Source organism: Streptomyces sp. NPDC090119, assembly GCF_044747085.1.
Taxonomy (GTDB): Bacteria; Actinomycetota; Actinomycetes; order Streptomycetales; family Streptomycetaceae; genus Streptomyces.
The window spans coordinates 412,950-432,730 of the sequence record NZ_JBIVDK010000003.1 but is presented as its reverse complement, the minus strand read 5'-3'; the positions used below and the strand labels follow the sequence as shown (position 1 = coordinate 432,730).

Here is a 19,781-nt window from a genome sequence, read left to right as displayed (position 1 = left end):
CTCGTGAGCATGAGCCCGACCCCGGACAACGCCGTCCGCGCGTACATCGAACGACACCGCGCCGCCTTCCTCGACGACCTCGCCGCGTGGCTGCGCATCCCGTCCGTGTCCGCCCAGCCGGAACACGCCCCCGATGTCCGGCGCAGCGCCGACTGGCTCGCCGCGAAACTCACCGAGACGGGCTTCCCGGTGGCCGAGGTCTGGCCCACCGAGGGCGCCCCGGCCGTCTACGCCGAATGGCCCTCGGACGACCCCGAGGCCCCCACCGTGCTGGTCTACGGCCACCACGACGTCCAGCCCGCCGCCCGCGAGGACGGCTGGGACACCGACCCCTTCGAGCCCGTCGTTCGCGGCGACCGGCTCTTCGCGCGGGGTGCCGCCGACGACAAGGGCCAGGTGTTCTTCCACACACTCGGGGTCCGCGCCCACCTCGCCGCGACCGGCCGTACCGCGCCGGCCGTCCACCTCAAGCTGCTGATCGAGGGCGAGGAGGAGTCCGGCTCGCCGCACTTCCGCGCCCTCGTCGAGGAGCGCGCCGACCGGCTCGCCGCCGACGCGGTGATCGTCTCCGACACCGGCATGTGGTCCGAGGACACCCCGACCGTGTGCACCGGCATGCGGGGCCTCGCCGAGTGCGAGATCCGGCTGTACGGCCCCGACCAGGACATCCACTCCGGCTCCTTCGGCGGCGCCGTGCCCAACCCGGCCACCGCCGCCGCCCGCCTGGTCGCCGCCCTGCACGACGAGCACGGGCGCGTGGCCGTCCCCGGCTTCTACGACGGCGTCGTGGAGCTGACCGAGCGCGAGCGTGAACTCTTCGCCGAGCTGCCCTTCGACGAGGCCGAGTGGCTGCGCACCGCCAAGTCGCACGCGGCGCACGGCGAGGCCGGGTACAGCACCCTGGAGCGCGTCTGGGCCCGCCCGACCGCCGAGGTCAACGGCATCGGCGGCGGTTACCAGGGCGCGGGCAGCAAGACGATCATCCCCGCCTCGGCCTTGGTGAAGCTGTCCTTCCGGCTGGTCGCGGGCCAGGACCTCGGCGCGGTGGAGAAGGCCGTACAGGACTGGGCCGAGCGGCAGACGCCCGCCGGAATCCGGCTGGAGATCGACTTCAGCCCGGGTACGCGCCCGTGCCTCACCCCGCTCGACCATCCCGCGTTGCAATCCGTGGCCCGCGCGATGGGCCGTGCCTTCGCCAAGCCGGTGCGCTTCACCCGGGAAGGAGGTTCCGGCCCCGCCGCCGACCTCCAGGAGGTGCTCGGCGCCCCGGTCCTCTTCCTCGGGATCTCCGTCCCCTCCGACGGCTGGCACGCCCCGAACGAGAAGGTCGAGCTGGACCTGCTGTTCAAGGGCGTCGAGGCCGGCGCCCACCTGTGGAGCGACCTCGCCGAGAACTGGCGCCCCGCCCCCTGAGGAACCCCGCCGTTCGGGCACGGCACCGTACGCCGGGCACACTGGAAGGGCCGCCCGGCCCGGCCGCCCCCGCCCGGCCGCGGCGCCCCTGACCCGTGTCCCGTAGAACCGCCCGCCGAACCGACCGTTCCATTGGGGGAGTTGGAAGCACCCGTGACCACCCGGACCGACCACACCGCTGACCGACCCATCTCGCTCACCGCCCCGAGCGGCATCGACCGAGCCGCCCACCACCGGCTCGACGAAGCCTGGCTCGCGGCGGCGTGGAGCCACCCCACGACCCGCTGCTTCGTGGTCTCCGGCGGCCAGGTACTCATCGACGAGACGTCCGACGGGCGTACCGAACTCGTCATGACCCCCTCCTTCGAGGCGCCCCTCACCGAGGCCCACCGCTACTTCCTGGGCGAGGACGAGGACGGCGTCAGCTACTTCGCGCTCCAGAAGGACTCGCTGCCCGGCCGCATCGACCAGTCCGCGCGCCCCGCCGGACTGCGCGAGGCGGGCCTGCTGCTCTCCCCGCGCGATGCCGGGCTGATGGTGCACGCCGTCGGCCTGGAGAACTGGCAGCGCACCCACCGTTTCTGCTCCCGCTGCGGCGAGCGCACCGTCATCGCCGCCGCCGGGCACATCCGCCGGTGCCAGGCGTGCGGTGCCGAGCACTACCCGCGCACCGACCCGGCGGTGATCATGGCGGTCACCGACGAACAGGACCGCATCCTGCTCGGCCGCCAGGTGCACTGGCCCGAGGGCCGCTTCTCCACGCTCGCCGGATTCGTCGAGCCCGGCGAGTCCATCGAGCAGTCGGTGCGCCGCGAGGTCTTCGAGGAGGCGGGTATCACGGTCGGTGAGGTCGAGTACGTCGCCAGCCAGCCCTGGCCGTTCCCGTCCAGCCTGATGCTGGGCTTCTTCGCCCACGCCACCTCCACCGAGATCGACGCCGACGGCGAGGAGATCGAGGAGGCCCGCTGGTTCTCCCGCGACGAGCTGGGCGCCGCCTTCGAGTCCGGCGAGGTGCTGCCGCCCTACGGCATCTCCATCGCCGCCCGGCTGATCGAGCTGTGGTACGGCAAGCCGCTGCCGACCCGGAGCGCCTTCTAGCCGCCCTCCGGACGTGAGAAACCCCGGCCGCCCTGTGCACGGGCGGCCGGGGTTTCTCACGTCTTTCGGCGGTCAGGCGCCGAGGGCCTGCTTCACCTGGGCGAGGCTCGGGTTGGTCATGACGACCTCGGAACCGCCACCGGACGGCACGACCCGCACGGTCGGCACCGTCTGGTTGCCGTCGTTGGCCTTCTCCACGAACGCGGCGGACTCCGGGTCGTGCTCGATGTTGATCTCGGTGAAGGGGATGCCCTCCCGGTCCAGCTGGCCCTTCAGCCGGCGGCAGTAACCGCACCACGTGGTGCTGTACATCGTCACAGTGCCCTGCATGTCTTCGCGCTCCTCAGGCGGCCGGGGGGTACGTCGTACGTCGTGCACAGGGCAAACGTGCGGGACCCGGCATGAATTCCCGCCGGTGCGACGCCGGTACGACCCCGGTGTGGGCCGGTACTTCGCCGGTGCGCCGGGGTCGGCCGGTGTGACCCCCGCCGCACCCGCCGCTGTGACACCCGCCGCATTAAAACGACTATCGGGGCCCGCCTGTGGACAACCGACGCGGTGGTCCCGGACAACCTGGCAGCATGGCTGTGTGACAGCAGCAACGCCCTCCCCCCTCTTCCCGCGGACCCCGGAATCGGCCGACGCGGTGCTCGAAGGGCTCGACCCCGAGCAGCGCGAGGTCGCCACCGCCCTGCACGGGCCGGTGTGCGTCCTGGCCGGAGCGGGCACGGGCAAGACCCGCGCGATCACCCACCGCATCGCGTACGGAGTGCGCTCCGGCCTCCTGGCGCCCTCCAGCGTGCTCGCCGTCACCTTCACCAACCGGGCCGCGGGCGAGATGCGCGGCCGGCTCCGCCAGCTCGGCGCCCAGGGCGTGCAGGCCCGCACCTTCCACTCCGCCGCGCTCCGCCAGCTCCAGTACTTCTGGCCGAAAGCGATCGGCGGCGGCATGCCCCGGCTGGTCGACCGCAAGATCCAACTGGTCGCCGACGCGGCCGCCGCCTGCGGGCTCCGCCTGGACCGGGGCGAGCTGCGGGACGCCACCGCCGAGATCGAGTGGTGCAAGGTCACCCAGACCGTCCCGGCCGACTATCCGTACGCGGCTGTGAAGGCGGGCCGCGAGACCCCGCGCGACCCGGCCGAGATCGCCCACCTCTACGCGGCCTACGAGAACCTCAAGCGCGACCGCGCCGTCATCGACTTCGAGGACGTGCTGCTGCTCACCGTCGCCGTCCTCCAGGACCGCCACGACATCGCCGACCAGGTACGCGCCCAGTACCAGCACTTCGTCGTCGACGAGTACCAGGACGTCAGCCCGCTCCAGCAGCGCCTGCTCGACCTCTGGCTCGGCGAGCGCGACAGCCTGTGCGTCGTCGGTGACGCCAGCCAGACCATCTATTCGTTCACGGGTGCAACTCCCGACCATCTCCTCGACTTCCGGCACCGCCATCCCGGCGCCACCGTCGTCAAGCTGGTCCGCGACTACCGCTCCACCCCCCAGGTGGTCCGCCTCGCCAACGGCCTGCTCGCCCAGGCCCACGGCCGCGCCGCCGACCACCGGCTGGAACTGATCTCCCAGCGCTCCTCCGGCCCCGAACCCGTCCACACCGAGTACACCGACGAGCCCGCCGAGGCCGAGGGCGCCGCTCGCCGCATCCGCGAGCTGATCGCCGCCGGAACCCCGGCCGCCGAGATCGCCATCCTGTTCCGCACCAACTCCCAGTCCGAGACCTACGAACAGGCCCTCGCCGACGCGGGCGTCCCCTATCAGCTGCGCGGCGCCGAGCGCTTCTTCGACCGGCCCGAGGTGCGCAAGGCCGGCGTCGCCCTGCGCGCCGCCGCCCGCTTCGGCGGCAACGACTCCCTGCTGGACGAGGCGGTCGACCTGCCCTCCCAGGTGCGCGCCGTGCTCTCCGGCGAGGGCTGGAGCAGCGAACCCCCGGCGGGCTCCGGCGCCGCCCGCGAACGCTGGGAGTCACTGGCCGCCCTGGTCGCCCTCGCCCACGACTTCGCCGCCGCCCACCCGGGGGCCACCCTGAGCGACCTGGTCGCGGAGCTCGACGAGCGGGCCAGTGCCCAGCACGCCCCGACCGTGCAGGGCGTCACCCTCGCCTCCCTGCACGCCGCCAAGGGCCTGGAGTGGGACGCCGTCTTCCTGGTCGGCGTCGCCGAGGGCATGCTGCCGATCACCTACGCCAAAACCGACGAACAGATCGAGGAGGAGCGCCGCCTCCTCTACGTCGGCGTCACCCGCGCGCGGGAACGGCTCCACCTGTCCTGGTCGCTCGCCCGCTCGCCCGGCGGCCGGGCGGGCCGCAGGCCGAGCCGCTTCCTCGACGGCCTGCGCCCCGGCTCCACCGCCACCGTGGGCCGCGCCGCGACCGGCACCGGCGGTGTCGAGCGCGGCACCCCCGGCGGCCTGCCGGCGGCACCCCGGCGCGCCCAGCGCACCCCGGCCCGCTGCCGGGTCTGCGGCCGCACCCTCACCGACGCGGGCGAGATGAAGCTGATGCGCTGCGAGGACTGCCCCTCCGACATGGACGAGGGCCTGTACGAGCGGCTGCGGCAGTGGCGGTCCGTGGAAGCGGGCCAGAGCGGACAGCCGGACTTCTGCGTCTTCACCGACCGCACCCTGATGGCCATCGCCGAGACCCGTCCCGACTGCGCCGCCGAACTCTCCCGCATCCCCGGCGTCCTGGACCGCAAGCTGCGCCGCTACGGCACCGACGTGCTGGCCATCTGCGCAGGCCACGAGGTCGGCGCGGACCCCCTGAACGCGGTTTCCACGACTGATCGGAACTCGTCGGAAAAATAGTTTGCGCCCGCGCCAGGAATCCCCATAGGTTCTAGGCACGGAAACGGCGGCCTTCTCGAAGGCTGTGATTCCGTGCTGTACTTCTTTATCCGAGGACCGATTCGACCCGGTCCCCAAGACGCCGAGAGGAGGCGAGCCCAATGATCAGCATCGAGACCATCTTCACCAGCCCGGTCAAACTGACCGATCGTCCGGCCGTCTCCCTGTGCATTCTCGGCGCGCCCTCCGAGGGCACCGGTCTGTCCGGCATCCGTGCCGCCCGTCCGGCGTCCTCGCTGCTCTCCGCGGACCTCCCTGTCCGCGAGCGCAATGAGCGACCGACCAAGGCACTGGCAGCGGTAGAGGCACAGGCGCGGGGCGCCTATGCCTTCGCGGCGGCCGGTGCCGGATTCCGGAAGCAGACGACGCAGCACCACCAGATGTGGGCCTTCCGTGGGCCAGAACCCTGGAGTGATCCAGCCTGATCGCCGATCAGGCAGGCGCCTTCAGGGCCGCGGAACCCCACCCGGGAACCGCGGCCCTTCTGTTTTCCCCGAACGGGGAGAACACCCCGAAGACGCCTCGGGACAACAAAAGAGAACCCGGTACCCAGCCGACACCCGGTCCACCGGCCGGAACGACCCAGACGAGGAAAACACCCGTGCAACTCGAAGCGCACGCCCCGTCAGTACCGCCTTCACAAGCGATCACTCAGCTCGGCTCCACGGAGGACCCCGCCTTGCTCCCCCTCACCGCGCTCACCGCGCTCGACGACGCCATCGAGAACCTCGGCGTGCCCGTCCCCTGCCGTTCCTACGACCCGGAGGTGTTCTTCGCCGAGTCGCCGGCCGATGTCGAGTACGCCAAGTCGCTCTGCCGCACCTGCCCGCTGGTCGAAGCCTGCCTCGCCGGGGCCAAAGAGCGCCGCGAGCCCTGGGGCGTCTGGGGCGGGGAGCTGTTCGTCCAGGGTGTCGTCGTCGCCCGGAAGCGGCCCCGCGGCCGCCCGCGCAAGAACCCGGTCACGGCATGAACATCGCACGGATGCACACCGCAGGAACGATCGACCGCCCCCTCACGCACGACCCCAAGAAGCAGGCCCCGATGAAGCCGTCCACCAGCGAGCCCACCGGCTCGGCGACCCCAGACCTCGACAACCGTGGCGTGACAGGCGCGCGCCAGACGAACAGGACCCGCGAAATGCAACTCATCCCAGAAGCCCTGGCTCGTGCGCATATGCACGAGCGCCTGCACGACGCCCAGCGGGAGCGCCGGGCCATGAGCCTGGTCACCGCCCGGCGGATGCAGCGCCGCGCGGAGCGCGCGTCGCTGCGTGCCCGCCGTGCGCTCGCCATCGCCCTCATGCAGTAGGCGCCGCCCTCGCAGTGCGCTGAGCGCACCCACCCGAAGCGGTGGCCTCCCGGCACGGGAGGCGAAGTCTTACCCTCGGGGGCCGGTCCGGCCGAAGGACCGGCCCCCGAGGCATGTCCGCTCGGCCGGACGGGCTACCCCCGCACGCCGCTCACGCCGCTCACGCCGCTCACGCCGCTCACGCCGCTCACGCCGCTCACGCCGCTCACGCCGCTCACGCCCGCACGCCTGTGCGCCGCCTATGCCTGTGCCGCAGGTGCCTCCGGCGCTTCCTCCTGCTGCTCCTCGGACTCCGGTCCCTCCGCGTCCGCCTCCAGCAGGTCCGCCTCCGGCCCGAACCCCGGCAGCCACTCCTCCAGCTCCTCCCGGAGCCGCACCGTCGCGCCTAGCTGGCACAGCACACCGATGGTGCTCAGCGTCACCCGGTGGATCAGCAGATAGGACGGCGGCAGGTTCAGCTGCTTGCCGAGCTGGTACGCGGGGGAGCGGGGGTCGGCGACCCGGGCCGCCTGACCGCGCATCCACGAGCGGGTGAAGGTGAAGGTGTCCACCTGCGCGGGCTCGATGATCGGCAGCAGATAGTCGAGGACCGCGTCGGGGTCCAGGTCCATGGACTCCTTGATGAACCCTTCCTCGCACAGCATCTCGTAGACCGGCTCGGCGTCGCCCTCCAGCGTCATCCGCAGCGCCAACCCGATGGTGGACGGCAGACCGCCGGGGAGCCGGTCGACCGTCCCGAAGTCCAGCACGCCGAGACGCCAGCCGTCCTCGCCGTCCGGCCCCGCGGGCAGCAGCCGGAAGTTGCCCGGATGCGGATCGGCGTGCAGCAGGCCGGTGCGGGCCGGGCCGGAGAAGAGGAAACGCGCCAGCAGCTGCCCGGCCCGGTCCCGCTGCTCCTCGGTGCCGTCGGAGATGATCTCGGACAGCGGGACGCCGTCGATCCACTCGGTCACCAGCACCTGGTCGTACTGCTGCACCACCGCCGGGACCAGCACGTCCGGGTCGTCCGCGAACTCCGCCGCGTGAGCGGCCTGCGCCTGCGCCTCCAGCTCGTAGTCCAGCTCCTCGGAGACCCGGTCCTTCAGCTCCGCGATCAGCGGCTTGATGTCCATGCCGGGGATGAGCGGCCCCAACAGCCGGACGAACCGGCTCAGTTGATTCAGGTCCGACAGCAGTGCCTCACCGGCGCCCGGATACTGGACCTTGACCGCCACCTCCCGGCCGTCGTGCCACACCGCCCGGTGCACCTGACCGATCGAGGCCGCGGCCGACGGCTTGTCCTCGAACTCCAGGAACATCTCCCGCCACTCCTCGCCCATCCGCTCCGCCAGCACGGCGTGCACCGTGCGGGTCGGCATCGGGGGCGCCGCTTCCTGGAGCTTGGTCAGCGCGGCGCGGTAGGGCCCGGCGATCTCCTCGGGCAGCGCGGACTCGAAGACGGACAGCGCCTGCCCGAACTTCATCGCACCCCCCTTCAGCTCACCGAGGACCTTGAAGAGCTGCTCGGCCGTCCGCTGCTGAAGCTCCCGGCCGACGAGCTCCGCCGACTCGCCCACGATCCGCTTGCCCAGCCCCCAGGTGGCCCGGCCGGCGAAGCCGAGCGGGAGCGCGGCGAGCTTCGCGGTCCGGGTGACCGCCTTCCGGGGAAGATCAGACATGCGCCCTCCAAGTCCCTGTCGGCCGCGCGACGCCGGTCTCGCGTCGCCGCCCGGCCGACGGCCGTTGCACCGCCATTGTCGCGCGCGGCAGCCCTCGCGTTGAGGAGTGCTCCCCCTCGGCTTTCTCCCCGGCCCGTGCCGGGGTGCTCCCTCTCCTCCTCTCCTTCGCCCCGCAGCCGCATGCCGGATGCGGGGCGACAGGGCGAGCGTCCCAGGTCAGAGCGGGTAGGGCTGCCTCCCAGCGGGTGCCGGTGGCAGCCGGTTCGGCCCCGTCGAGAAAACTCAGGGCGTGGGCGGCGGCGAGTCCCGCCACCGCCGTGGCCAGGGTCAGATCGCAGGCGCCCACCCGGTGCGCCCTGCCCGAACGCCACTGGGTGATCAGCCGGGGCCACGCCGGGTCCTCGTCGGTGCGGTGCTGCTGGAGGCAGCCCGCGCACCCCGTCCGGCCGGGCAGCACCAGCGGCCCGACGACACCGGTGCCCTCCACCACACCCGCGTAGAGATGCGGAGTCCCGGAGATCATGAACGGCTCGGCGAGGAACGGGTCCGGGGCATGCACCGCGACCTCGTCGCGCGGGGCGACGAGCACCAGGGACAGACCCGGCTCCGCGTCCGGGACGGGATCGGGGGGCCTGCCGTGCCGGGTCCGGCCTGGCGGACGGTCCGGGGCCGCACGGCGCACGGCCGCCCGCGCCGCGTCCTCCCGCCGCTCGCCCACCGCCTCCGACGGCAGCCCGCCCGGCGCCACGTCCCACGGCTGCACCCGGCCCGCATCGCGCACATCGACCTCTCCCACCCCCGCCCCGGACAGCAGCGCCGCCAGCACGGACCCCACCCGGCCCGCACCCAGGACCCGCACTCGCAGGGCGCGCCGGGCGGCGAGGCGGGTGAGCGCGCCGCCCGGCTCCGCCGTGGTCAGCGACAGCGAGGCGAGATCGGGGCGCAGCCGCTCCAGCGCCTCCCCTCCTCTCTCCCGCAGCGCGGTCGCGGCAGGAGAGCACTCCCGTGTGTCGTCGAGCAGCCCCGCCCGGCCCAGTCGCGCCACCAGCCGTTCGGCATGACCGTCCGGGAGGTCCAGACGCCGGGCCTCCTCCCGCAGCAGCGGTACGTCACGAGTGCCGTCGAGCAGCTCCAGGAAACTGCCCGTCGCCAGGTCCACCGGACCCAGAGTGATCGCGTGCGCCGGCGTCATGCCGAACTGCACGGTGCCGAGATCGCGCCAGCCGCGCCGCAGCGCCGGTTTCACCATCGGATGCATGTCGGACCCCCGTGTCCCCAGATCTCGCGCACACCCCGGCCGGGCGCGCGTCGTTCCGCCTTTCGTACGTCGGCCGAGCCGGTCCTGCTCGCTCCGACGACTGCCAGCATGGCCGGGTTGCGGAATGCGTGCCGAAAGTTGTCCACAGGCACAGCGTGATCGTCGTACAAGCTGCCTGCGTCGTCGCCGCTCGCTTTCGGCTGTCCACAGGCCCGGCCCGCTGTCGGCACCGGCGAGTACCTTCGAGACGTGCCCATCGAACCCACCAAACCCACCGAGCCCACCCGACCCACCAAACCCACCGGACCCGTCGAACCCACCGAACAGCAGCCGCTCGCCGCGCACGGCCCCGTCGAGGTCCGGCGCAGCGACCGGCGCCGCCGGACCGTCTCCGCGTACCGCGAGGGTGACCGCACCATCGTGCTGATCCCCGCCCGCATGTCGAAGGCGGAGGAGCGGCGCTGGGTCACCGCCATGCTCGACCGGCTCGCCGCGAAGGAGGCCCGGCGGACCGTGCGCGGCGGTGACGCCGAACTGACCGAGCGCGCCGGGCGGCTGTCGGAGCGGTACTTCGAGGGCCGGGCACGGCCGGGTTCGGTGCGCTGGGTGACCAACCAGAACACCCGCTGGGGTTCATGCACCCCGGCGGAGGGCACCATCCGGCTCTCGCACCGGCTGCGGGGGATGCCCGAGTACGTCATCGACTACGTGCTCTGCCACGAGCTGGCGCATCTCCTGGTGCCCGGTCACGGCCCGGACTTCTGGCGGCTGTTGGAGTCGTACCCGCGCACCGAGCGGGCCCGCGGCTATCTGGAGGGCGTGGCCGCCACCGCGGGGCTGCCGGACGTACCGCCGGACGTGTCGGACGACGAGGAGATGTGAGGTCCGGGACGCGGTTCTGTACCGGGTGTGTACCGGCTGAGGCCGATGTCGGTGTTTGCGGTTAGCCTGACGCGACGTACTAGCTTTCGGGACGGGGGACGGACGTAACGTATGTCCAGGGAATTCCAACGCGGCCACAAGGCCAGGATCAGTGACCTCACCGCGGGTACGGATCTGTACGTGGGTGTGCAGATCTCCGCTCCCGGACTGACCTTCGACATCAGCTGCTTCGGCCTCGACGCCGACGAACGCCTCTCCGACGACCGGTACTTCGTCTTCTTCAACCAGCCGAAGTCGCCCGAGGAGTCCATCCAGCTGCTGGGCGCCCAGGCGGGCGACACCGAGTCGTTCCGGATCACGCTGGACCGGATTCCGGCCGGCATCCACAAACTGTCGTTCACCGCGACCATCGACGGCGACGGGCAGATGTCCCGGATCGCGCCCGGCTATCTGCGCATCGTCGCGGGCGGTGAGGAGGTCGCGCGGTACTCCTTCACCGGCGCCGAGTTCTCCACCGAGCGCGCCGTGATGCTCGGCGACCTCTACCTCAAGGACGTCTGGCGGTTCGCCGCGGTCGGACAGGGCTTCGACGGCGGGCTGGAGGCGCTGCTGAAGAACTTCGGCGGCGAGGTCGCGGAGGAGGAGACGCCCGCGCCGGCCCAGCCGGAGCCCGCGACCCCGGCCGCCCCCGGCTTCGCGCCGCCCGCCTTCGCCGTCCCCGGAGGACCGGCCACGCCCCCCGCGCCCCAGGCGTTCACCCCGCCCCCGGCGCCCCGGCCCGACGTGCACGCGGCTCCCACCCTGGTCGAACCCCTGACCCCGACCGCGGGCACCGTCCCGCCGCCCGGCCCGGCCCCCGCCGCCTACGGTCACCCGGCCCCGCCGAGCGCACCCCTGCCCCCGGGCTACGGCGGCCCCCCGGCCGCGCCGACACCGCCCGGCCACGGCCAGCCCCCCGGCGCCCCTCCGGCCGCCCCCGGCCACCACGGTCCGCCCTCCCACGGCGGCGCCCCCATGCCCCCCGGCTACGCCCAGGTCCCCGGCCAGGGCACCCCCTCCTACGGCGTCCCGCAGGGCACGCCCCAGCAGGCGGCCGGAGTGGGCGCCGCACTCCAGAAGTTCAAGGAGGCGCCCACCGGCCAGCGCTGGACCCAGCAGAACCACAAGCTGGTCCGTGTCGACCTCGGCGCCGGAGGCCAGCCGGTGCTGGCCCGGCAGGGCAGCATGGTGCTCTACCAGGGCAAGGTCGACTTCAACTACAAGGGCGCCGGATTCGCCGGACGGCTGGTCGGCAACGCCACCGGCCAGGAGATGCAGTTGATGCGCTGCACCGGCCAGGGACAGGTGTTCCTCGCCGACAACTCCACCCACCTCCACCCGATCGAGCTCCAGGGCGACGCGATCTGCGTCTCCGCCGAGAACGTCCTCGCCTTCGACGAGAGCCTCCAGTACGAGGTCCGCCGGATCGAGGGCCACGGCATCCCCGGCGGCGCGCTGTTCACCATGCAGTTCCAGGGCACCGGCACGCTCGTCGTCAAGACGCACGGCACCCCCGTGGTGCTGCCCGTGACGCCCACGACCTTCGCCGACTGCAACGCGGTGGTGGCCTGGTCGGCCGCCTCGCAGGTGATCGTCTCCAGTCAGGTCCGGATGCGCCGCAACGCCTACGCGGGCGACACCGGGGAGAGCGTCAACCTCCAGTTCCGGGGCGCGCCCGGCAACTTCATCGTCGTCCAGCCGTACGAGGTCTGAGGGAGCCCGTCATGAACCAGCCGCTCGCGGGCTTCGCCCCCGCACCCGTCACCGCCCGCATGGAGAACCACGGCAGCCACATGCTGAAGGTCGCCATGCAGACCGGCAACGACCTCCTCGCGCGCGTGGGCTCGATGATCGCCTACGAGGGCTTCATCCAGTACGAGCCCAACCCGCCCGCCGTCCGCCAGATCGCCCGCGACTGGATGACCGGCGAGGGCGCCCCGCTGATGAAGTGCTCCGGCGACGGCCTGGTCTACCTCGCCGACTACGGCGCCGACGTCGTCGTGATCAACCTCGGCGGCGACGGCATCTCCGTCAACGCCACCAACCTGCTCGCCTTCGACGCCCAGCTGACCTGGAGCGTGGAGCGGGTCAAGGGACTCGCCAAGTTCGCCGGGCAGGGCCTGTGGAACACCCGGATCTCCGGGCAGGGCTGGGTCGCGCTGACCTCGCGCGGCACCCCGATCGTCGTGGACTGCGGCGGCGGCGAGGACGAGACCTACGTCGACCCCGACGCCCTTGTGGCCTGGTCCCCGAACCTCAAGGTGAAGGGCAAGCGCAGCTTCAAGGCGCAGTCGCTGATCGGCCGGGGCAGCGGCGAGGCGTACCAGATGGCCTTCTCCGGGCAGGGCATCGTCGTCGTCCAGCCCAGCGAGGACAGCACCGACCGTCTCCGGTTCCGGGGCTGAGGGGGAGCACACCATGCAGAGTCCGCTTTTCGCGCACAACGACTCCCAGACCCAGGAGCGTTGGAGCCTGCAGAACGCGCAGCTGCTCCGCGTCACCCTGGAGGGCCACGACGACCTGCTGGCCCGTAAGGGCACCATGGTCGCCTACCAGGGCATGGTCGAGTTCGACGCCGAGTACCGCGGCCAGGGCCAGCGCCGGGCGCGGGCCCACACCGGTGAGGGCCTGGACCTGATGCGCTGTCACGGCCAGGGCACCGTCTACCTCGCCAACCTCGCCCAGCACGTCCACCTCCTGGACGTGGAGCAGGACGGCCTCACCGTCGACAGCTCCTACGTCCTCGCCATGGACTCCTCGCTGCACCACGAGGTCATCGCCGTGGACAGCCTCTACGGCATCTCCGGCTCCGGGAAGTACCAGCTCAACATCACCGGACGCGGCAAGGTCGCCCTGATGACCTCCGGCGCGCCCCTGCTGATGCGGGTCACCCCGGACCAGTACGTCAACTGCGACGCGGACGCCATCGTCGCCTGGTCCACCTCGCTGCGGGTGCAGATGCAGGCCCAGACGCACTCCTCCGGGGTGTGGCGGCGGCGCGGCAGCACCGGCGAGGGCTGGGAGCTGAGCTTCATGGGCTCCGGCTTCGCCCTGGTGCAGCCCAGCGAACTGCTGCCGCCGCAGCACGCGCAGATAGGCGGCGGTGTCGCGGCCCAGTTCGGCATGGGCCAGCAGGGCGCCCGGGGGCAGAACCAGGGCAACGTCTGGAGCTGACGAGGCGACGAGCCAGGCACAGCGAACGTAAGGGGCGCCCACCAGACCGGGCGCCCCTTACACGTTCACAACCCGACCGCCTTCAGGGCCGGACCACCTTCACAGCCGTGCCCGCGTCGCCTCCAGCAGCCGGACCACGGACTCGTCCGCCACGCCCGCGACCTCGTCGTAGCCGAACCAGCGCAGATCCAGCGACTCGTCGCTGATCGCGTGCTCGGCGCCGCGCGGGGCCAGCACCGCGTACTGCACGTCGTAGTGCCAGTGGCACGGGGCCGGGATCGGGTGCCGGTCCAGGCGGACCGGGCCGCCGGGCAGCAGGGTCAGACCGGCGATGCCGGACTCCTCCGTCGCCTCACGCAGGGCCGCGCCCGCCACGGAGATGTCGCCCGGCTCGCAGTGGCCGCCCATCTGGAGCCACATCCGCAGCTTCCTGTGCAGGGTGAGCAGCACACGGTCGTGCTCCGGGTCGATCACCAGGGCGCTGGCGGTGAGGTGCCCCGCTTCGCAGGACTTCCACATGCCGTCCGGCCGGCCGGCCAGGTGGGCCAGGTAGGCGTCACGCAGCTCGGGCTGGTCCTCGTAGCCCTTGAGCACGAGGACCGCGTCGTCGTACAGGCTCACTCGCTCTTGTCGCCCTTGCCCTCGTCGCCCTCGGCGTTCTCAGCGTTCTCGGGGCTTCCGTCCTTCTTGAGGTCGGGCTTCGGGGCGTCGCCGCCCGCCGCCTCGCCGAGCATCTTGTCCAGCTCGGAGAAGTCGAGCTGCTCGCGGTGGACGAAGCCGTCCGGGTCGTCCAGGTCGGTGGCCGTCGGCAGCATGTCCGGGTGGTGCCACAGATCGTCACGGCCGTCGACCCCGCGCGCGTCCGTGAGCGAGGCCCACAGGCGGGAGGCGTCGCGCAGCCGGCGCGGGCGCAGCTCCAGACCGATCAGCGTGGCGAACGTCTGCTCCGCCGGACCACCGCTCGCGCGACGGCGGCGCAGCGTCTCGCGCAGCGCGTCGGCGGAGGACAGGCGCGGCTTGGCGGCCGTGTGGACCACCGCGTCGACCCAGCCCTCGACCAGCGCGAGCGCCGTCTCCAGCCGGGCCAGCGCCGCCTTCTGCTCGGGCGTGTCCTCGGGCTGGAACATGCCCTGCTGGAGCGCGTCCTGCAGCTGCTCGGGGTTCTGCGGGTCGAACTGGCCGACCACGTCCTCCAGCTTGGCGGTGTCGACCTTGATGCCGCGCGCGTACCCCTCGACCGCGCCGAACAGGTGCGAGCGCAGCCACGGCACGTGGGCGAAGAGGCGCTGGTGGGCCGCCTCACGCAGGGCGAGGTAGAGCCGCACCTCCTCCTGGGGGACGCCCAGGTCCTTGCCGAACGCCTCCATGTTGACCGGCAGCAGCGCCGCCTTGCCCGCCGGGCCCAGCGGCAGCCCGATGTCGGTGGAGCCGACGACCTCGCCCGCGAGCACGCCCACGGCCTGCCCGATCTGGGTGCCGAACATGGCGCCGCCCATCGAGCGCATCATGCCGATCAGCGGGCCCGCCATGGCCTGCATCTCCTCCGGCAGGACATCGCCCATGGCCGCGCCGACCCGCTCGGCGACCGGGTCGACCAGTTCCTTCCAGGCCGGGAGCGTCGCCTCGACCCACTCCGCGCGCGACCAGGCCACGGCCGTGTTCGCGCCGGAGGGCAGCGAGGTCGCGTCGTCCAGCCACAGGTCGGCCAGGCGCACGGCCTCCTGGACCGCGGAAGTGTCGGCGGGGCCGACGCTCGCGTCCTTGACGCCGTCCTGGGTGCCCTGGGCGACCGTCTGGCGGGCGATCTGCTTGGCCATGTCCCAGTTCACCGGGCCGCCCTCGTACGAGAGCATCTGGCCCAGCTGCTGGAACGCCGCGCCCAGGTCGTTGGGGTTCAGGGACCCGAACATCGCGGCGAGCGGATTGTCGGCACCGGGGGCACCGAAGCCACCGGCGCCCGGCAGGGAGCCGAACCCGAACGGGTCGGCCGGTCCCTGCCCACCACCGCTCTGCTGGTCCTTCTTCTTGCCCTCGTCGCCGTCGTCCGGCTCCTCCGGCGGAAGGCCGAATCCGAATGGGGTGTCACTCACGGGGTTCCTCGGCTGGTAAGGCCACCGGTTCTCTCCGGCGGCGCGGCTGCCCGACTTCACCACCCAGCGTAGACACCCGGACCGGATAGGGCCTCGGTGCTTCGCCCACAGATGGGCTGCGGCAGGATGGATGCACCTGGTACGGGCGCGTCGTCCGCGCTCGTACTGAAGACAACCGCTGGAGACGCCCGGTGAGTTCCCCAGATCCGCAGGTTCGCGCAGCGCGAAACCCCTCATCTCCGCCCGCATCGCCCTCGCCCGCCGTGCGCGGGCCCGTCGTCGCGGTGACCGGCGCTGCCACCGGGATCGGCGCGCTGCTCACCGAGCGGCTCGCGGCGTCCGAGGAGATCAGACAGGTCGTCGCCATCGACGAGCGGCGGGGGGAGTGCGCCGAGGCGCAGTGGCACATCCTCGACGTGCGGGACCCGGCGATCGCGGAGAAGCTGCGCGGCGCCGACGTGGTCGTCCACCTGGCGCTCGACCTGGACCTGGGCAGCGACGCGGCCGCCCGCACCGCCTACAACGTGCGCGGCACCCAGACCGTGCTGACCGCCGCGGCCGCCGCCGGGGTGCACCGGGTCGTGCTGTGCACCTCCGCCATGGTCTACGGCGCGCTGGAGGACAACGAGCTGCCGCTGTCGGAGGACGCCGAGCTGCGCGCGACCGCCGACGCCACCGGGGTCGCCGACCTGCTGGAGATCGAACGCCTGGCCCGCCGGGCGCCCCGCGCGCACCCCGGCCTGAATGTCACCGTGGTCCGCCCCGCGCTGCTGGTCGGCGGCACGGACACCGCGCTGACCCGGTACTTCGAGTCGCCCCGGCTGCTCGTGGTCGCCGATTCCCGGCCCGCCTGGCAGTTCTGCCACGTCGACGACCTGTGCTCCGCGCTGGAGTACGCCGTGCTGGAGAAGGTCGACGGGGAACTCGCCGTCGGCTGCGACGGCTGGCTGGAGCAGGAGGAGGTCGAGGAGCTGAGCGGCATCCGGCGCATGGAGCTGCCCTCCGCGGTCGCTCTCGGCGCCGCCGCCCGGCTGCACCGGATCGGGCTCACCCCGTCCCCGGCGGGCGACCTGGCGTACACGATGTACCCCTGGGTGGTCAGCGGGAGCAGGCTGCACTCGGCCGGATGGCGGCCGCGCTGGACCAACGAGGACGTGCTCGCGGAGCTGCTGGCGGAGGTCTCCGGGCGGCACACGGTCGCCGGACGCAGGCTCGGCCGCAAGGACGCCACCGCTGCCGGTGCGGCGGGCGCGACCGTGGCCCTGCTCGGCGCGGCGGCGGTGGTACGCCGGGCCCGCAAGGCACGCCGCCGCATCTGAGACGCCCGCGCCCCGCACCTCCACCCGGCCGAACGTCGCATTCCGCCTGCCCCGCGACGTGCGGCACCATGGAGACATGGCACTCACGAACGAACACCCCGGTGAGCAGGCGGCTCCCAGCCCCATCAAGCTGATCGGCATCCGGGACACGCCCCTCTCGGTGGACGAGGTGTTCGCCGCCCTCGGGGACGACGCGGCGGGCGGCATCTCGCTGTTCGTGGGCACCGTGCGCAATCACGACGGGGGCGCGGACGTCGACGCCCTCGGCTACTCCTGCCACCCCTCCGCCGTGGACGAGATGCGGCGGGTCGCGGAGAAGGTCGTCGCGGAGTACCCGGTGCGGGCCCTGGCGGCCGTCCACCGGGTGGGCGATCTGGCCGTCGGTGATCTCGCCGTGGTCGTCGGGGTGTCGTGCCCGCACCGGGGCGACGCGTTCGACGCCTGCCGCAAGCTGATCGACGACATCAAGCACGAGGTGCCGGTCTGGAAGCACCAGCGGTTCTCCGACGGCACCGAGGAATGGGTCGGCGCCTGCTGACGCGCTGCTGACCTGGGCGGGCCGGTGACGTTCGGCCCATCGGGTGCTCCGGTTGCGTAACCGCACCCCGCGCGTGAGCGTTATCCATGCGAATGGTTAATCTGCTGATCACTCAGTTCGCGGACACTCATGGGGTTGGGAGGTCGGCATGGCGGTGCTCGCCTGGTTGCTGATTCCGCTTATCGCCGCTGTCGCGGCCGGTCTGTGGGGAAGCTGGGCCAACCGGACCCGCAGAACCCGCGGCGACGGCCCCGAACTCGACGGCTACGCGCGGTTCCGCGAGGCCATGGAGAAGTCCCACACGGGCGCCCCCGGAGCCTGACGGGGGTGCCCTGACGGGGCGCTGACACACCTGTCCCGTACTGTCGTGCCATGCCACGCCGTACCGCGACGATGCTCGCGTCCACCCTGATGCTGATCGCGCTGCTCTGCGCGGGAGTGCTCATCCCCGTGCCGTACGCGGAGATGTCGCCGGGGCCGACCGTGAACACGCTCGGGGACCACGACGGCGAGCCGGTGCTCCAGGTCTCCGGCCACCGCACCTATCCGGCCGACGGTCACCTGAACATGACCACCGTCCGGGTGACCAGCGCGGACTTCCGGATGAACCTGGTCGAGGCGGTCTACGGCTGGCTGGCCCACGACACCAAGGTCGTCCCGCACGACACGCTCTACCCGGACGGCAAGACCGAGGAGCAGTCCACCCAGGAGAACGCCGAGGAGTTCAGCCAGTCCCAGGAGAGCGCCAAGGTCGCCGCCCTGAAGGAGCTGCACATCCCGGTGACGTCCTGGGTGATCGTCTCCACCGTGATCAAGGACTCCCCGGCCGAGGGCAGGCTGCACGCCGGTGACGTGATCAAGGCCGTGGACGGCACGCAGGTCAAGCAGCCCGCCGACGTGGCCAAGCTGGTGACCAAGCACAAGCCGGGGCAGAAGGTCGTCTTCACCGTCGTCCCCGCCAAGGAGCAGGCGGCCGCCGAGAAGGCGCACCGGACGGCGACGAAGACCCAGGACGTGACGATCACGACCGCCGACTCCGCGGACTCCGCCGACAAGGGCGCCCAGCGGGCCATCGTCGGGATCTCGGCGGGGACCGACCACACCTTCCCGTTCACCGTCGACATCAAGCTCGCCGACGTGGGCGGCCCCAGCGCCGGACTGATGTTCGCGCTCGGCATCTACGACAAGCTCACCCCCGGCGACCTCACCGGCGGCAAGTTCATCGCGGGCACCGGCACCATCGACGACGAGGGCACGGTCGGCCCCATCGGCGGCATCGAGATGAAGACGGTCGGCGCGCGCGACAAGGGCGCCCAGTACTTCCTGACCCCCGCCGACAACTGCGCCTCCGCCGCCAAGGACACCCCGAGCGGCCTCACCCTGGTCAAGGTGAAGAAGATCGGCGACGCCCTGGACGCCCTCAAGGACATCCGCGAGGGCCGCACCGCCGACCTGCCGAAGTGCACCACCAAGGGCTGAGAAACGGCCGTACGCGCGCGGGCGGCCCCCGCGCGCGTACGTAGTACTACTGAGAGAGCGCTCAGTCGGAGAACGTCGCCGCCAGCGCCTCCGCCAGACCCGGCACCAGGTCCGGACCGGTCAGCACCTCGGTCGCCGAGTCCTTCTCCCGCAGCCGGATCGCCGACTCGCGGTTGCCGTCGCGCAGCACCGCCACCGTCATCCGCACCTCCTGGCGCTCCGGACGCGCGGCCACCCACTTGGCCAGCTCGGCGTCGCTGAGCCCCTGCGGGACCTGCGTGTCGACGGACGAGGGCAGCATCAGGCGTTCCACGGTGAGCGCGCAGCCGACCACCGCGTCCGGCCAGGCGATGGTGGCGAGGAACTCGTCGAGCGGCTTGCCCGCCGGGACCTCGTCCTGCTCGATCGGGGTGAAGCCGGTGTCACCGGTCTCCTCGTCCAGACCCAGCTGGGCCGCGAGGGAGGGTTCCTGGGTGCGCAGACGCGCGGTGTCGACGAGGGCGAAGAGGCGGGCCGGCTGGTCCCAGCCGAGGCCGGACGCGTACTCGTCGATCTCGAGTACGGCCCGGGTGAGCGGGCTCGCCGCCATGGGAGTGTTGGACATGGTCACAATCCTGCCTCGTTCCCGGCCGAAATCGGGAACCGAGTAAACCGTGAGTAAGTTGCATAGG

At 72.3% G+C, this 19,781-nt stretch carries 20 protein-coding genes; 14 read left to right on the top strand and 6 right to left on the bottom strand.

Features of this window, described 5'->3' with window-relative positions:
- Window positions 1-9 precede the first annotated feature (9 nt).
- Together ACIPPM_RS14645 and nudC are read left to right on the top strand one after the other, a co-directional pair.
- Window positions 10-1,413, top strand: a complete 1,404-nt coding sequence (locus ACIPPM_RS14645) for a dipeptidase (RefSeq protein ID WP_401447289.1) — start codon at window positions 10-12, stop codon at window positions 1,411-1,413.
- A gap of 153 nt (window positions 1,414-1,566) precedes the next feature.
- On the top strand, window positions 1,567-2,511 hold the full coding sequence (gene nudC, locus ACIPPM_RS14640; protein WP_388995773.1) for an NAD(+) diphosphatase: 945 nt from the start codon (window positions 1,567-1,569) through the stop codon (window positions 2,509-2,511).
- 72 nt (window positions 2,512-2,583) lie between these two features.
- Here nudC and ACIPPM_RS14635 read toward each other — a convergent pair whose 3' ends face one another.
- Window positions 2,584-2,841 carry a mycoredoxin gene (locus tag ACIPPM_RS14635; protein ID WP_161147073.1) on the bottom strand — a complete coding sequence of 86 codons (258 nt, stop codon included), beginning with the start codon at window positions 2,839-2,841 and terminating at the stop codon, window positions 2,584-2,586.
- Window positions 2,842-3,013: 172 nt separating this feature from the next.
- On the opposite strand from ACIPPM_RS14635, the gene ACIPPM_RS14630 reads away from it, so the two are divergent.
- The 4 genes from ACIPPM_RS14630 (at window position 3,014) to ACIPPM_RS14615 (ending at window position 6,673) form a co-directional block, all read left to right on the top strand.
- Complete coding sequence (locus ACIPPM_RS14630; RefSeq protein WP_401448474.1) at window positions 3,014-5,326, top strand: ATP-dependent DNA helicase UvrD2; 2,313 nt, start codon at window positions 3,014-3,016, stop codon at window positions 5,324-5,326.
- Between the two features lie 140 nt (window positions 5,327-5,466).
- On the top strand, window positions 5,467-5,790 hold the full coding sequence (locus ACIPPM_RS14625; protein WP_401447286.1) for a hypothetical protein: 324 nt from the start codon (window positions 5,467-5,469) through the stop codon (window positions 5,788-5,790).
- Window positions 5,791-5,966: 176 nt separating this feature from the next.
- On the top strand, window positions 5,967-6,335 hold the full coding sequence (locus tag ACIPPM_RS14620) for a WhiB family transcriptional regulator (RefSeq protein WP_030807350.1): 369 nt from the start codon (window positions 5,967-5,969) through the stop codon (window positions 6,333-6,335).
- Between the two features lie 11 nt (window positions 6,336-6,346).
- On the top strand, window positions 6,347-6,673 hold the full coding sequence (locus ACIPPM_RS14615) for a hypothetical protein (RefSeq protein WP_401448472.1): 327 nt from the start codon (window positions 6,347-6,349) through the stop codon (window positions 6,671-6,673).
- Window positions 6,674-6,912: 239 nt separating this feature from the next.
- On the opposite strand, the gene ACIPPM_RS14610 is transcribed toward ACIPPM_RS14615, so the two are convergent.
- The gene (locus tag ACIPPM_RS14610) at window positions 6,913-8,331 is read right to left on the bottom strand and encodes an ABC1 kinase family protein (RefSeq protein ID WP_401447284.1); all 1,419 of its coding nucleotides are present in this window, start codon (window positions 8,329-8,331) and stop codon (window positions 6,913-6,915) included.
- Window positions 8,324-9,589, bottom strand: coding sequence for a TOMM precursor leader peptide-binding protein (locus ACIPPM_RS14605; protein WP_401447282.1), 1,266 nt, complete (start codon window positions 9,587-9,589; stop codon window positions 8,324-8,326). Before ACIPPM_RS14605 ends, ACIPPM_RS14610 begins: the two co-directional genes overlap by 8 nt.
- Window positions 9,590-9,838: 249 nt before the next feature.
- Here ACIPPM_RS14605 and ACIPPM_RS14600 point away from each other — a divergent pair, with 249 nt between their 5' ends.
- The 4 genes from ACIPPM_RS14600 (at window position 9,839) to ACIPPM_RS14585 (ending at window position 13,684) form a co-directional block, all read left to right on the top strand.
- Window positions 9,839-10,471 (top strand): M48 family metallopeptidase, encoded by a 633-nt coding sequence (locus tag ACIPPM_RS14600; RefSeq protein ID WP_401447279.1) that lies wholly within the window; start codon window positions 9,839-9,841, stop codon window positions 10,469-10,471.
- A 111-nt stretch (window positions 10,472-10,582) separates the two neighbouring features.
- Window positions 10,583-12,223, top strand: a complete 1,641-nt coding sequence (locus ACIPPM_RS14595; protein ID WP_401447276.1) for a TerD family protein — start codon at window positions 10,583-10,585, stop codon at window positions 12,221-12,223.
- Window positions 12,224-12,234: 11 nt separating this feature from the next.
- Window positions 12,235-12,915 (top strand): AIM24 family protein, encoded by a 681-nt coding sequence (locus tag ACIPPM_RS14590; protein WP_401447273.1) that lies wholly within the window; start codon window positions 12,235-12,237, stop codon window positions 12,913-12,915.
- A 13-nt stretch (window positions 12,916-12,928) separates the two neighbouring features.
- The gene (locus ACIPPM_RS14585) at window positions 12,929-13,684 is read left to right on the top strand and encodes an AIM24 family protein (RefSeq protein WP_401447271.1); all 756 of its coding nucleotides are present in this window, start codon (window positions 12,929-12,931) and stop codon (window positions 13,682-13,684) included.
- Between the two features lie 99 nt (window positions 13,685-13,783).
- On the opposite strand, the gene ACIPPM_RS14580 is transcribed toward ACIPPM_RS14585, so the two are convergent.
- Both ACIPPM_RS14580 and ACIPPM_RS14575 read right to left on the bottom strand, forming a co-directional pair.
- Window positions 13,784-14,305: an NUDIX hydrolase gene (locus ACIPPM_RS14580; protein ID WP_401447269.1), complete on the bottom strand. Its 522-nt coding sequence runs from the start codon at window positions 14,303-14,305 to the stop codon at window positions 13,784-13,786.
- A complete protein-coding gene (locus tag ACIPPM_RS14575) occupies window positions 14,302-15,774 on the bottom strand; it encodes a zinc-dependent metalloprotease (RefSeq protein ID WP_401447267.1) in 1,473 nt (490 codons plus the stop codon). Before ACIPPM_RS14575 ends, ACIPPM_RS14580 begins: the two co-directional genes overlap by 4 nt.
- A 191-nt stretch (window positions 15,775-15,965) precedes the next feature.
- Between ACIPPM_RS14575 and ACIPPM_RS14570 the strand changes: the two genes are divergently transcribed.
- The 4 genes from ACIPPM_RS14570 to ACIPPM_RS14555 all read left to right on the top strand — a co-directional run bounded on the left by ACIPPM_RS14570 (window position 15,966) and on the right by ACIPPM_RS14555 (window position 19,110).
- Window positions 15,966-17,093, top strand: coding sequence for an SDR family oxidoreductase (locus ACIPPM_RS14570; RefSeq protein WP_393596231.1), 1,128 nt, complete (start codon window positions 15,966-15,968; stop codon window positions 17,091-17,093).
- Between the two features lie 76 nt (window positions 17,094-17,169).
- Window positions 17,170-17,631, top strand: a complete 462-nt coding sequence (locus tag ACIPPM_RS14565) for a molybdenum cofactor biosynthesis protein MoaE (protein WP_388995734.1) — start codon at window positions 17,170-17,172, stop codon at window positions 17,629-17,631.
- A gap of 148 nt (window positions 17,632-17,779) precedes the next feature.
- Complete coding sequence (locus ACIPPM_RS14560; RefSeq protein WP_384359706.1) at window positions 17,780-17,953, top strand: hypothetical protein; 174 nt, start codon at window positions 17,780-17,782, stop codon at window positions 17,951-17,953.
- Between the two features lie 50 nt (window positions 17,954-18,003).
- On the top strand, window positions 18,004-19,110 hold the full coding sequence (locus ACIPPM_RS14555) for a PDZ domain-containing protein (protein ID WP_401447263.1): 1,107 nt from the start codon (window positions 18,004-18,006) through the stop codon (window positions 19,108-19,110).
- A 61-nt stretch (window positions 19,111-19,171) separates the two neighbouring features.
- Here the strand turns inward: ACIPPM_RS14555 and ACIPPM_RS14550 are convergent, their stop codons facing one another.
- The gene (locus ACIPPM_RS14550; RefSeq protein ID WP_393596229.1) at window positions 19,172-19,720 is read right to left on the bottom strand and encodes a PPA1309 family protein; all 549 of its coding nucleotides are present in this window, start codon (window positions 19,718-19,720) and stop codon (window positions 19,172-19,174) included.
- Window positions 19,721-19,781 lie beyond the last annotated feature (61 nt).

Coding starts and splice junctions, on each gene's coding strand:
- ACIPPM_RS14555 (WP_401447263.1), top strand. CDS start 18,004: ATGCCACGCCGTACCGCGACGATGCTCGCGTCCACCCTGATGCTGATC.
- ACIPPM_RS14565 (WP_388995734.1), top strand. CDS start 17,170: ATGGCACTCACGAACGAACACCCCGGTGAGCAGGCGGCTCCCAGCCCC.
- ACIPPM_RS14610 (WP_401447284.1), bottom strand. CDS start 8,331: ATGTCTGATCTTCCCCGGAAGGCGGTCACCCGGACCGCGAAGCTCGCC.
- ACIPPM_RS14605 (WP_401447282.1), bottom strand. CDS start 9,589: ATGCATCCGATGGTGAAACCGGCGCTGCGGCGCGGCTGGCGCGATCTC.
- ACIPPM_RS14625 (WP_401447286.1), top strand. CDS start 5,467: ATGATCAGCATCGAGACCATCTTCACCAGCCCGGTCAAACTGACCGAT.
- ACIPPM_RS14585 (WP_401447271.1), top strand. CDS start 12,929: ATGCAGAGTCCGCTTTTCGCGCACAACGACTCCCAGACCCAGGAGCGT.
- ACIPPM_RS14590 (WP_401447273.1), top strand. CDS start 12,235: ATGAACCAGCCGCTCGCGGGCTTCGCCCCCGCACCCGTCACCGCCCGC.
- ACIPPM_RS14635 (WP_161147073.1), bottom strand. CDS start 2,841: ATGCAGGGCACTGTGACGATGTACAGCACCACGTGGTGCGGTTACTGC.
- ACIPPM_RS14595 (WP_401447276.1), top strand. CDS start 10,583: ATGTCCAGGGAATTCCAACGCGGCCACAAGGCCAGGATCAGTGACCTC.
- ACIPPM_RS14645 (WP_401447289.1), top strand. CDS start 10: ATGAGCCCGACCCCGGACAACGCCGTCCGCGCGTACATCGAACGACAC.
- ACIPPM_RS14615 (WP_401448472.1), top strand. CDS start 6,347: ATGCACACCGCAGGAACGATCGACCGCCCCCTCACGCACGACCCCAAG.
- ACIPPM_RS14560 (WP_384359706.1), top strand. CDS start 17,780: ATGGCGGTGCTCGCCTGGTTGCTGATTCCGCTTATCGCCGCTGTCGCG.